Source organism: Microbulbifer sp. NBRC 101763, assembly GCF_040371615.1.
GTDB classification, from domain to species: Bacteria; Pseudomonadota; Gammaproteobacteria; order Pseudomonadales; family Cellvibrionaceae; genus Microbulbifer; species Microbulbifer variabilis.
Map to the genome: position 1 here is coordinate 190,260 of NZ_BAABQV010000004.1, position 12,233 is coordinate 202,492.

The 12,233-nt window shown below is 50.9% G+C and carries 9 protein-coding genes; 8 read left to right on the forward strand and 1 reads right to left on the reverse strand.

Annotated features, from left to right (window positions below; genetic code table 11):
* The first annotated feature begins 101 nt into the window (after nucleotides 1–101).
* On the forward strand, nucleotides 102–1,100 hold the full coding sequence (nagB-II, locus tag ABWV76_RS11425; protein ID WP_020412525.1) for a glucosamine-6-phosphate deaminase NagB-II: 999 nt from the start codon (nucleotides 102–104) through the stop codon (nucleotides 1,098–1,100).
* Nucleotides 1,101–1,148: 48 nt separating this feature from the next.
* Nucleotides 1,149–2,276 carry an N-acetylglucosamine-6-phosphate deacetylase gene (gene nagA / locus ABWV76_RS11430; RefSeq protein ID WP_353376003.1) on the forward strand — a complete coding sequence of 376 codons (1,128 nt, stop codon included), beginning with the start codon at nucleotides 1,149–1,151 and terminating at the stop codon, nucleotides 2,274–2,276.
* A 27-nt stretch (nucleotides 2,277–2,303) separates the two neighbouring features.
* Here the strand turns inward: nagA and ABWV76_RS11435 are convergent, their stop codons facing one another.
* Nucleotides 2,304–3,389 (reverse strand): LacI family DNA-binding transcriptional regulator, encoded by a 1,086-nt coding sequence (locus ABWV76_RS11435; RefSeq protein WP_353376004.1) that lies wholly within the window; start codon nucleotides 3,387–3,389, stop codon nucleotides 2,304–2,306.
* Nucleotides 3,390–4,208: 819 nt separating this feature from the next.
* On the opposite strand from ABWV76_RS11435, the gene edd reads away from it, so the two are divergent.
* From edd to pyk, 6 genes are all read left to right on the forward strand, one after another.
* Nucleotides 4,209–6,026 (forward strand): phosphogluconate dehydratase, encoded by a 1,818-nt coding sequence (edd, locus tag ABWV76_RS11440; RefSeq protein WP_020412528.1) that lies wholly within the window; start codon nucleotides 4,209–4,211, stop codon nucleotides 6,024–6,026.
* Nucleotides 6,027–6,077: 51 nt separating this feature from the next.
* A complete protein-coding gene (zwf, locus tag ABWV76_RS11445; RefSeq protein WP_353376005.1) occupies nucleotides 6,078–7,538 on the forward strand; it encodes a glucose-6-phosphate dehydrogenase in 1,461 nt (486 codons plus the stop codon).
* A gap of 60 nt (nucleotides 7,539–7,598) precedes the next feature.
* Nucleotides 7,599–8,309: a 6-phosphogluconolactonase gene (gene pgl / locus ABWV76_RS11450; protein WP_020412530.1), complete on the forward strand. Its 711-nt coding sequence runs from the start codon at nucleotides 7,599–7,601 to the stop codon at nucleotides 8,307–8,309.
* A 20-nt stretch (nucleotides 8,310–8,329) separates the two neighbouring features.
* A complete protein-coding gene (locus ABWV76_RS11455) occupies nucleotides 8,330–8,959 on the forward strand; it encodes a bifunctional 4-hydroxy-2-oxoglutarate aldolase/2-dehydro-3-deoxy-phosphogluconate aldolase (RefSeq protein ID WP_353376006.1) in 630 nt (209 codons plus the stop codon).
* Between the two features lie 187 nt (nucleotides 8,960–9,146).
* Nucleotides 9,147–10,181 carry a type I glyceraldehyde-3-phosphate dehydrogenase gene (gene gap / locus ABWV76_RS11460; protein ID WP_020412532.1) on the forward strand — a complete coding sequence of 345 codons (1,035 nt, stop codon included), beginning with the start codon at nucleotides 9,147–9,149 and terminating at the stop codon, nucleotides 10,179–10,181.
* Between the two features lie 153 nt (nucleotides 10,182–10,334).
* Nucleotides 10,335–11,771 (forward strand): pyruvate kinase, encoded by a 1,437-nt coding sequence (gene pyk / locus ABWV76_RS11465; RefSeq protein WP_020412533.1) that lies wholly within the window; start codon nucleotides 10,335–10,337, stop codon nucleotides 11,769–11,771.
* Nucleotides 11,772–12,233 lie beyond the last annotated feature (462 nt).

A 12,233-nucleotide genomic window follows, 5' to 3' on the forward strand; every position in this document is an offset into this window, starting at 1 on the left:
CTGTGTGTGGCCAGCATTTAGACTAGTTGTTGCAGCACTGTTTTTTTGTCCTGTGCAAGGCGCAAAGCCGCGCAAAAATATCATCGCGAGTGGAGTTCGGCATGGCTACCACCTTAATGGAAGTCGAGGCTCGGGAGGCTCCGGCAAGAATTGCTGAGCAGCTACAGAATAATGCAGGGATTATGGCGTACCTCGGTGAACGCCTGCGCGCGCAGCCCCCGCGCTTTGTCATGATTGTGGGGCGCGGGTCCTCCGATCATGCCGGCGTTTTTGCTAAGTATCTGATTGAAATTGAAACGGGGACGCCTACCTTTGCTGCGGCACCCTCTGTTTCCAGTGTTTATGGGCGAAAGCTGAAGTTGGAAGGCGCGCTTGTGCTGGTGATATCTCAATCGGGTCGCAGCCCGGATATCCTTGCCCAGGCACGTATGGCAAAGGAGTGTGGCGCCTTTACCGTGGCATTGGTGAATGATGAGGAGGCGCCGATTGGGGATATTGTCGATCAGGTGGTCCCTTTAAAGGCAGGGCCGGAAAGGGCTGTGGCGGCAACCAAAAGTTATCTGGCGACTCTGTCTGCTGTTTTGCAGTTGGTGGCATTCTGGACTGGAGATCAAGCTTTAAAAGAGGCTCTGGAGAAATTGCCTGATACTCTGGAGGCTGCCGTACGCGCGGATATCCAGCTGCGTCCTGAAGATTTGGCTGCGGTGCAAAATCTGGTAGTACTCGGCAGGGGGCCCGGCTATGGAATCACGCGTGAATTGGCGCTTAAGCTAAAGGAAGTGTGCAACATTCATGCAGAGTCTTTCTCCAGTGCTGAGTTTTTACATGGCCCTGTCACTTTGGTTGAAGATAAATTGACCGTGGTGAATGTCCCCATTGAAGATGAATCTTTCAGATGCCATAGCGAACAAATCGATGACATTATCCGGCGGGGCGGTGCCCTGATTAATTTGCATGTGCCGAGTAAAGGTGTGCACCCGCGAGTAGCGCCATTGGCACTATTGCAGCGCTTTTATATTGATGTTGCCCATGTAGCGGTGAGCCGGGGTATTAATCCAGATGAACCCGCGGGGCTGAAGAAAGTTACCCATACCGTGTAATAATTTGCCCGTAAACCCGCCGTGGGGAGATTAAGTGAGGAGGGGAGCGTGGGTTTTGCCCTGGTAGCAGAGCGATTATTTGATGGTGAGGAGATCCTTGAGGACGTGGCACTGGTTGTCGGTGATGACGGGCGAATTGTTTCTCTTGGAGGTGTTGCGCCAGCACACGCCCAGTATGTCCACGGCTTGATAGCTCCGGGTCTAGTGGATATACAGGTTAACGGTGGTGGTGGTGTACTGTTTAATCAGGAGCCTAGTGTCGAGGCACTGCGAACAATAGGGAAAGCTCATGCGCAATTTGGTACCAGTGCATTTCTCCCCACCTTGATTACTGACCGTCTCGACGTAATGCAGCTCGCTGCCAGTGCAGTCAGCGAGGCCCTTCGGCAGGAAATTCCTGGAGTTATCGGTATTCATTTTGAGGGGCCACATCTGAGTGTGCCTAAAAAAGGCACCCATGAGCAATCATTTATTCGCCCTCTGAGTGATGCCGAATGGGCCCTATATGCACGCGACGACCTGGGAATAAAAGTTGTTACCCTGGCTCCGGAAACCGTACCGGTGGAGGATATCCATCGGCTGGTATCTATGGGAGTCTGTGTATGCCTGGGGCACTCCAATTCGGATGGGAAAACCGCGCTTGCTGCGCTGGAAGCCGGAGCGACAGGGTTTACCCACCTATATAACGCCATGTCGCCACTGCACTCACGCGAACCGGGTATGGTGGGCACAGCCTTGATCAGGGATGAGGCCTGGTGTGGCTTGATCGCCGATGGTCATCACGTTTGTGTCGAAGCAATGAAACTTGCCTTAAAGGCCAAGCCCCGAGGCAAATTAATATTGGTTACTGATGCGATGCCTTTGGTGGGCAGTGATGCGCTTAGTTTTCCACTGTTTGATCGGGTGGTGACTCGGGAGAGAGATAAGCTGACCTCCAGTACCGGGGAACTGGCCGGCTCGCACTTGGATATGATTGGTGCAGTACGCAATATTTGTCGCTGGTGTCATTTGAAGATTGAAGAGGGGTTGCGCATGGCAAGCCTCTACCCAGCGCAGTTCCTGGGCCTGCATATGGGCAGAATCTCACTTGGCAGTAGAGCTGACATGATCCTGCTTGATAAAAATATACAGGTACAGAAAACCTGGATTGGCGGTTACCAGGTTTTTACCAGGTAACCTCAGTGTTTGCTGAATTGGGAGGAGTCATCTTCTGGCATTTTTTTGCGGAGCGGCTCCAGTGGATTCACGCACGACCAGCTTTGGGGTGAAGTAGCAGCCAGTATTGCTTTTCTGCTTAGTTGATTTTGCGCCATTCTTTTCTTTTATGCCCTTTTCCTCACAGCTCTTGAAGTGAATACGCTCCAGGGCCAGTTCCGCTGCGCGCTGGGCGATTTCCTCGTTAGGCTGGTGAGCGGTGGTGAGTTTTGGCCATGTTTGGCGTGAAAAAGGGCTATCCTCAAAACCGGCAATAGACAGCTGTTCTGGAACGTCAATATTGAGCATGCGTGCGGCAAACAGTGCGCCAGCGGCAATCTCATCATTGCCGGCAAAAATTGCTGTCGGCGGTTCGCCAGACTGCAACAGCTTAGTGGCACTTTTTACGCCGGAATCAAAAGAGTATTCCCCCTGTTCAACTAGCTGCTCATCGAAAGGTAATCCAGCATTTTGGAGGGCCTTCTTGTAGCCCTCCAGGCGTCCCTGCGTGGAAAAGTGCTCAGTACCCCCGCTTAGGTAAGCAACGCGTTTGTGCCCAAAATCCAGCAGGTGTTGCGTGATTGCAAAAGCGGCGGCGGTGTCATCGATCAGGATGCAATTACTTTCCGCCACTTTATGGCCGTGAGATGAGACAATACGTACAAACTCTACATCCATAGCTTTGAGCGTATTGATTACCTCCTGGCTTTCTGAAAATGGGGGGGTTAGCACCAGTCCCGCGACTCTGCTCTGCTCCACCAGGCGGCGCAACTCCTCATGAATGGTACTGGATTGGGCATTGCTGGGGTGTATCAGCAATTCGTAGCCCTGTGCCCGACACGCATCGAGTATGCCATTTTGCATATCGATGACGTAGTAAGCGTTGGGATTATCGTAGATAAAACCGATTGAGTAAGAGTGTGTTCCGGCCAGGTTGCGTGCAGCCAGGTTGGGGCGGTAATTCAGTGCTTCCACCACCTCGAGAACCCGCGCTCTGGTGCTTGAGCGAACTGAGGGTTCATTGTTTATGACCCGTGAGACGGTCTTTATCGATACGCCGGCTCGCTCCGCCACGTCATTGATGGTGACTTTCATTGATATCGATCCTTCCTGCGGGAACTCTCCCTTGAGACTGCCTGGTTACTAGTTTGGCAGTAGTTGGCCCTCGGCCTCCACCAGGCAAAGATTCTAGCAGTGCCTTACCGTCATTCACCGTTCAGGTGCCTGAGCCTTTTTAGGCTCACCCTGTGAATACCTTTAGTTTGTGTAAATTTCTTACAGTTTGACTGCCGTGTCGATAGTAGCGACTTTGATTAACTCGCCGTTACTCCCTTTAAGATTGGTATTTTAGAGGTGTATGACGCCATTTTTAATGTACTTAGCTCTTTCTCCTGAATTCTATGTGTGAGTACTTGAATTTTTTTGTAGTTTTACTACATAATTGGCGCAAATTAAGGTTGGGCTGCCTTTAAGTGGGTTTTGGAGGTTCGCTGGGCATTAAAAGCTTCTACCCCGGAACAGGGGAGGAGGTGGCTGCCACATAGCCCAACTAACATGCCAGCTGGCCAAGCTGAATATTGCAGGCTGTGGAGTTTTGGTCGGAAAGTGGATGGTTTTCAGTAAAACGGTGCTCTTAGAGGCTAGGAACTGGTCTCTTAGTTACAAACCTATTTTTTTTATGAAATAAATTTTTAATCTTTATCGCAGTGGCGCAAATAGATTTTTTTACTTTTAGCGCTGTTGCCGGGTGATAGATCTGCAGCCGCACTACAACCGAATAGTTGGGATGGGACTCCCTCAATTGGACTGCCTATTCAAGGATGGATGTTTAGCGGTGGTTGAAATATCGCCGGAGTACGACCTGGGCTAATTGGGCCTTTGTCGGTGTTAAAGCAAAATTAATACGGAATAGTCATGGTTCACAGCAAGGTTCAGGCAGTTACCGATCGCATAACCCGGCGGAGCGAGGAAACCCGTGCCCAATATTTGGCACAGGTTGAAAAAGCGCATATTGAGGGCCGGGCGGCTGCGCACCTGTCGTGTGGCAATTTGGCCCATGCAATTGCGGCCTCTCCAGAAAAGGAAAAGCAGCTTATCGCCTCAGGGCGAGGCCCTAATCTGGGGATTGTAACCGCCTATAACGATATGCTTTCAGCGCACCAGCCCTACGGTACCTATCCCGCACGCCTCAAAGAAGCAGCGGCTCGTCATGGTGCCACTGCCCAGGTAGCAGGGGGGGTGCCCGCCATGTGTGATGGTGTCACCCAGGGGCGCCCGGGTATGGAGCTGAGCCTTTTTTCCCGCGATGTGATTGCCATGTCCACAGCCGTAGCCCTGTCCCATGATGTATTTGAGGGCGCTATGTTCCTCGGCATTTGTGACAAGATTGTGCCCGGCCTGGTGATAGGTGCCCTGGCCTTCGGTCACTTGCCATCCATTTTTATTCCTGCAGGCCCAATGCCTACGGGGCTTTCCAATGCAGAAAAAGTTCGAGTGCGTCAGCTCTATGCTGAGGGCAAGGTTGGTCGTGAAGAATTACTGGAAGCGGAGAGCGCCTCTTATCACAGTGCTGGTACTTGTACTTTCTATGGCACCGCCAACAGCAATCAGATGCTAGTGGAAATTATGGGGCTGCAGTTACCAGGCAGTTCTTTTGTTAATCCGGGGACTGGTCTGCGTGATGCCCTGAATGAAGCCGCGGTGGCGCAGCTAGCCCAAATTACTGAGCCCAGTCAGCACACACCAATCGCTAAAATTCTTACCGAAAAGGCTTTTGTAAATGGTGTAGTTGGCCTTCTGGCTACAGGCGGCTCTACCAATCATACCTTACACCTAGTAGCTATGGCCCGCGCCGCAGGTATTCAGCTGACCTGGCAGGATATGGCAGATCTCTCTGAAGTGGTGCCCTTGCTGTGTCATGTGTATCCGAATGGCAGTGCTGATATCAACCACTTTGCTGCGGCTGGTGGTATGCAATTCCTGATTCGTGAGCTGCTCTCCGCGGGGCTCCTGCACGGCGATGTACACACAGTACTGGGCGACACCGGACTCAAACCCTATTGCAATGACCCCTTCTTTAACGATGCGGGTGATGGTGTGGTATGGCGTCCAACTGCGGAAGAGAGTGGCGATACTTCCGTTATTCGCCCGGTTAGTGATCCTTTCTCTCACCACGGTGGCCTGCAGTTGCTCGAGGGTAACCTGGGACGCAGCGTGATTAAGGTATCGGCGATTAAGCCGCAGCACCTCAAAGTCAAAGCCCCCGCAATTGTCCTGCATAACCAGGATGAACTGTTGGAGAGGTTCAAAGCAGGTGAGTTGGAACGGGATTTTGTTGCGGTTGTGCGCTTTCAGGGCCCTCAGGCTAATGGCATGCCGGAATTGCACAAATTAACTCCGACCTTGGGGGTGTTGCAAGACCGCGGTTTTAAAGTAGCACTTGTTACCGATGGGCGCATGTCAGGAGCTTCGGGGAAAGTACCTGCAGCTATTCATATGTCACCAGAAGCGGTTGAAGGTGGCCCCATCGCCAAGGTGCGCGATGGCGATATTATCGAGCTGAATTCGGAGGCTGGTGTTCTGCAGGTACATGTGGATGAAGCGGAATTTGCCGCACGTGAAGCTGCACAGTGTGATCTGTCTGAAAATGCACGGGGCATGGGTCGAGAACTCTTTGCCAATATGCGCGCGATCGCCAGTGGTGCAGAGAGCGGTGCCAGTATTCTTTACTAATTAACGCGGTGCTTATTGGCACTGCAGAAATACGAGCTTAGAGCGAAATTTATGCTTAACCCTTTTGATATGGTGTTGTTTGGTGGCGGTGGCGATCTTGCGTTGCGCAAGTTAATACCAGCCCTGTACCGCGCATACAGGGAGGGCAGCCTGGTGGATGGTTGCCGTGTTCTTCCCGTATGTCGCCGCCGGGAAGATGCCGATCAATATTTAACGACTGCTCACCAAGCGCTAAAGCAGTACTTGCGTGAAGGTGAGTACAGTGATTCCAGTTGGGATGGCTTTAGCCAATTGCTGCGTCCAATAGCATTGGACATCGCTGTTCCCAATGAGCAGTGGGAGCATCTGGCAGATATTCTCGGTACAGATCCCGAACGGGTACGTATTTTTTACCTGGCAATTCCTCCTGCGGTATTTGGTCCCTGCTGTGAAAATCTCTCTATCAAGGGATTGATTAGCAAAAACTCCCGAGTAGTTGTTGAGAAACCCTTGGGTTATAACGCGCAGACCTCTGACGAAATTAATAGCAAGATTGCCAGTTACTTCCCGGAAAATAATATTTTCCGCATTGACCACTACCTGGGTAAGGAAACTGTACAAAACCTGCTGGCGTTGCGTTTCAGCAATGTACTGTTTGAGCACTTGTGGGATGCCAAGAGCATTGATCATATCCAGATCAGTATTTCTGAAACCGTTGGTCTCGAAGGTCGCGCCGGTTTTTATGACGAAACCGGAGCCTTACGCGATATGGTGCAAAACCACCTGTTGCAGTTGTTGTGCCTGATTGCAATGGAATCGCCTAATACCATGTCCGCAAAAAATATCCGTGCGGAAAAAATTAAAGTGCTGGAAGCCTTGCGCCCACTTACCGGATTGGAAGTGGACAAAAATGTAGTTCGTGGACAGTACATAGCTGGTGACATTGATGGACAGCAAGTGCCTGGATATCTGGATGAACTGGAAGGCGGTGTCAGTTCCACGGAAACATTTGTCGCAATCCAGGCGCATATCGATAGTTGGCGTTGGGCTGGCGTGCCTTTCTATTTGCGGACTGGCAAGCGTATGGAAAAACGTTGTGCAGAAATTGTGGTGCAGTACAAAAACGTATCCCACCACGTCTATGACGAAAGCGCCGGCAAAGTTATTCCCAATCGCCTGGTTATTCGCCTGCAGCCCGAAGAGAGCATCAAGTTGGTGCTAATGGCCAAGAAAATGGACAGCCTTACTACTGAACTACAGCCAGCGGAACTGAATTTAACTCTTTCGGATACTTACGACAGCTTCCACAGCGATGCCTACAAACGTTTGATGCTGGATGCAGCGGCGAATAATTCGGCTCTGTTTATTCACCGTGATGAAGTGGCAGCAGCCTGGGCTTGGGTCGATCCAATTATTGAACACTGGCGAGAGACTAATAACCAGCCAAAAGATTATATCGCTGGTAGCTGGGGTCCGAAGGAATCTAGTGAATTACTGGCCCGTAGTGGCCGTCACTGGTTTAACGCCAAGTAATGATTATGGGGTATGACTGGCTAAATGCGGGCATGTCTCCTCTAAAAAATGGAAATCTCCATGGCTGAAGAAAAATTTTACTCAGATCGAGAACGCCTGGTGCAGGCACTGGTTCACGACTGCGCCAGTGAGCTGCAAAAAGGTATAAAAGATCGAGGGCAGGCCACATTTCTGGTTTCTGGTGGTAGTACTCCTGAACCGGTTTATCGGGAGCTTTCCAAGCGCCCTTTGCCCTGGTCAAAGATAACCGCCGCCCTGGTAGATGAACGCTGGGTAGATAAATCCCACAGTGGTAGTAACCAAGCATTTATTGAAAACAGTTTAATTCAAAATAATGCGGCGGAAGCCACTTTGTTGGGCATGAAGAATCTACATGCCACTGCTGCTCAGGGTGAGGCTGATTGCGAGCGCGCTTATGCCGAGCTGTGGCGCCCTTTCGATATTTGCATTCTGGGAATGGGTAGTGATGGTCATACCGCCTCACTATTTCCCCATGCACAAGGTCTTGAGGATGCTTTGAGTCCAGATTCTGAAAAATTATGCAGTGCAATTACCGCTAAGCAGAGTGAGGTTACCGGTACAAATACCGAGCGCATGACATTGACTTTGAGTGCAATTTTACAGGCTAAAAATATCAAACTGCTAATTACTGGTGAAGAAAAACTCAAAGTTTATCGTGAGGCTTTACTAGGCAGTGATGAGATGGAAATGCCGGTGCGCAGTATCCTCAAACAGGGGCTGAAACCAGTCACTGTCTATTGGGCACCTTAACGAACGATTGGAATTGATTGATGCAGAAGAATATCGCCGACATTTTGCAGGCTGCTGGCGTTGTCCCAGTGCTGGTTATAGAACAGGTTGAAGATGCTCTACCTTTGGCTACGGCACTGCTTGAAGGTGGTTTGAATGTTCTTGAGGTGACTTTGCGCACAGAGGCTGCGCTTGGTGCTGTGGAGCAAATTGCCAAGCATTTACCAGAGGCACATGTGGGTACAGGTACTGTATTAAATAGCGATGACCTGCGTCGATCCACTGATGCCGGAGCCGGTTTTATGGTTAGCCCCGGAGCTACAGAGCAATTGCTGGCTGCGGCTGATGGTAGCGATGTGCCGTTGTTGCCTGGCGCAGCCAGTGCATCCGAGGTAATGCGCCTTTTTGAACGCGGCTATAGGTACCAGAAATTTTTCCCGGCCCAGGCCGCCGGCGGTGTGCCCATGTTGAAATCTCTCGCGGGGCCACTGGCTGAAGTCCGATTCTGCCCAACCGGAGGAGTTAGCCCGGATAATGCAGCGGACTATCTGGCCCTGAATAATGTGGTTTGTGTGGGGGGGTCCTGGATGGCATCCAGTAGCCTGGTACGCGAGAAGAACTGGGCTGAGATTACCCGCCTGTCAAAGCAGGCTGCGACATTGAAGTCTTGACCTAGCACTGACCTGGACTGGTGCTAGCTCCTGAAGAAATGATTTTTTTATTCGCAGGAGTGATCGTCCAGCAAGTTATGGATGGCTTGTTACATTTCCGAGTTAATTGTCACAAACGTTCGGTAAGGTGCATCCGTTGATGGGTGCAGCATGGAAAACCAGAAGCTAATAAACAGGGTAAAGCCAGATGAAAATTAAAATTGCCATCAATGGTTACGGCCGTATCGGCCGCAACGTCACCCGAGCCATCTACGAGTCCGATTATAGTGATCGTATTCAACTGGTTGCGATTAACGACCTCGCCCCGGTGGCATCCAATGCGCACCTGACCCGATTTGATACCATCCACGGCCGCTTTGGCACGGATGTGAAAGTAGATGGTGATGCACTGGTAGTTGGTGGTGATCGAGTGCAGGTGTGCCAGGAGCGAGATCCGGCCAAGTTGCCCTGGAAAAAACTCGGAGTGGATTTGGTGCTGGAGTGTACTGGCCGCTTCACCGATAAAGCCTCCGCTTCTGCACACCTCGAAGCAGGCGCCTCTGCGGTGCTCATCTCTGCGCCGTCAAAGGATGCTGACCTCACTGTTGTTTACGGAGTTAATGACGCCAACCTGACCGCAGATCACCGCGTGGTTTCCAATGCATCCTGCACTACTAACTGTCTGGCGCCAGTGGCCCAGGCGTTGCACCGCGAGCTCGGTATAGAGCGCGGCGTAATGACTACGGTACACGCCTATACCAATGACCAGAACACCCAGGATGCTGTCCACGCTGATATTTATCGGGCGAGGGCTGCAGCTGACAATATGATTCCTACCAAGACCGGTGCAGCCGCCGCTGTTGGCCTGGTGCTACCTGAATTGAAAGGGCGCCTGGACGGTATGGCTGTAAGGGTTCCGGTAAGCAATGTTTCCCTGGTGGACTGCCAGTTTATTGCCGGTCGCGACACTACGGTCGAGGAGATCAATCGTATTATGCAGCAGGCAGCGGAAGCCAGTAATGGCGTTTTGACTTACTGTGACCAGCCACTGGTATCGGTAGACTTTAATCACACCAGTGCTTCCAGCCACTTCGATGCCAATCACACTCGTGTAAATGGCAATTTGGTGAAAGTGATGGCCTGGTATGACAACGAGTGGGGCTTCTCCCATCGTATGCTGGATACCAGTTTGGCCATGGCTGCGGCACTGCAATTGGACTTGCCTGTGGCCGAGTCGGCCTGATTCGATTGAGCGGAACGCCGGCTTAGTGCCGGAATATAGGTGCGGGATAACCTATAAATTCGTCTTGTACTTTAAGGGCTGGTAAAAACCATCAGGGAATAAGGTTGGCCAGTCCAAAGAACTTTTTTCAAACTGAATAGCTGACGGGACCATATGATTCGCCATACAAAAATTGTCGCCACCCTGGGACCCGGCACAGACAAACCCCACGTAATCGAGGAGATGATTCGTGCCGGGGTTAATATTGTGCGCCTGAATTTTTCCCACGGCTCCGCCGAAGACCACCGCCGCAGGGTGGAAGAGGTGCGCGAAGCCGCTACAGCACAGGGTAAAACTGTGGCTGTGCTGGGGGATTTGCAGGGACCCAAAATACGCATAGCGCGCTTTGCCAACGGTAGCGTTGACCTGGAAAATAATGACGAATTTACTTTGGATCTCGACTGTCCCCCCGAAGGTGGTGATGAGCACCGTGTTGGAGTTGATTACCCTAGCCTGATTAGTGATTGTGAGTCTGGCAATATCCTACTTCTGGACGATGGCAAGATCCGCCTTGAAGTAACTGGTACCACACCGAGTAAGCTTTATTGTCGGGTATTGCAAGGCGGCAAGTTATCTAACAACAAAGGCATCAATCTTCTTGGGGGTGGCCTTTCCGCACCGGCTTTGACAGAGAAAGATTACCGGGATATTGAGCTGGCCGCTGAGCTAGCGGTAGATTTTCTCGCGGTGAGTTTCCCTCGCTGTGCGGAAGATCTGGAAACTGCTCGCAAGGCTATGCAGGCAGCTGGCAGCCAAGCAGCGATAGTGGCCAAGGTAGAGCGCGCTGAGGCAGTTGCTGACAATGCGGAGATGGATGCATTGATTCTTGCATCCGATGCCATCATGGTCGCTCGAGGCGATCTCGGGGTTGAGATTGGCGATCCGGCCCTGGTGGGTGTACAAAAGAAATTGATCAATCGCGCTAATGCGCTCAATCGTGGCGTGATTACTGCGACTCAAATGATGGAGTCCATGATCACCAGCCCGACACCCACCCGCGCAGAAGTGATGGATGTTGCCAATGCAGTGTTGGATGGTACAGATGCTGTGATGCTCTCTGCTGAGACCGCTGCGGGTGATTACCCGGTGGCGGCAGTGGAATCCATGAGTGAGGTGATTGTGGGTGCTGAACAGTATCTTGGCAGTGTCCCATACACCCCTGAGGAGCATGGTGCCTCCGACCGTATTGACACGGTCATTGCCCAGGCTGCGATTGATGTCGCCTCTCGAGTGGAGAACCTCTGTGCCGTGGCTGCCCTGACAGAATCAGGGCGTACACCACGGATGATGTCACGGGCCAATACTCGCCTACCTATTTATGCAATGACACGACACCCGAATGTTGCGCGCCAATTGGTATTGTTACGTGGTGTTGAGCCCATCAGCTTTGATCCGGCGGCGGTTCCACTGGGGCATCTTACCGAGTCCATTATTGAAGTGCTCAGTTCGCGTATTGACCTACAGAAAGGGCAGAGAGTCTTGATCACACAAGGTGAACGCTTGAATGTAGGTGGGCATACCAGCTCCATGCGTATTAAAGAGATCGAGTAACCAATTATTCGGTGTAAGCCATCACCTGCCCTGAACCCAAGAGGGCTGGTGATGGTGCAGCAGTTGTTGATGTAATTTAATGGCTGTGACCTCAAAAAATTTTCCTGCGCTTTTTTATTCTTTTCTTATATTTTGGTTGTTATTTGCGCAAAAATATAAGACTACAGTTCCATATTGTTTCCTTATTTATTGATTTTTTGCTGTTCTAGGCAAATAAATATGTTTATTGCCTATTAAAAAACCACAGCATTTTCAGGGCTACTTATCTTGTGTATGGGTAATTCTGCGGCAGGGCTTTGCTGCTGAATTATATTTTCCAATAGAGCTCTTTCTGTAAATTATCTACGGTTGTTAACTCCGAAATAAAACAATTAAACTATTTTATTTGATTATTTCTTTTTTCCCTGGGTGTTAAACTGACTCCTTGGTTTGTCTTATTCGTGTAATAACACTTATCTATCC

What these genes read in the sequence shown, in the direction of transcription:
- gap (WP_020412532.1), top strand. Translation starts at nt 9,147, where the DNA reads ATGAAAATTAAAATTGCCATCAATGGTTACGGCCGTATCGGCCGCAAC.
- zwf (WP_353376005.1), top strand. Translation starts at nt 6,078, where the DNA reads ATGCTTAACCCTTTTGATATGGTGTTGTTTGGTGGCGGTGGCGATCTT.
- nagB-II (WP_020412525.1), top strand. Translation starts at nt 102, where the DNA reads ATGGCTACCACCTTAATGGAAGTCGAGGCTCGGGAGGCTCCGGCAAGA.
- ABWV76_RS11455 (WP_353376006.1), top strand. Translation starts at nt 8,330, where the DNA reads ATGCAGAAGAATATCGCCGACATTTTGCAGGCTGCTGGCGTTGTCCCA.
- pgl (WP_020412530.1), top strand. Translation starts at nt 7,599, where the DNA reads ATGGCTGAAGAAAAATTTTACTCAGATCGAGAACGCCTGGTGCAGGCA.
- pyk (WP_020412533.1), top strand. Translation starts at nt 10,335, where the DNA reads ATGATTCGCCATACAAAAATTGTCGCCACCCTGGGACCCGGCACAGAC.
- edd (WP_020412528.1), top strand. Translation starts at nt 4,209, where the DNA reads ATGGTTCACAGCAAGGTTCAGGCAGTTACCGATCGCATAACCCGGCGG.
- ABWV76_RS11435 (WP_353376004.1), bottom strand. Translation starts at nt 3,389, where the DNA reads ATGAAAGTCACCATCAATGACGTGGCGGAGCGAGCCGGCGTATCGATA.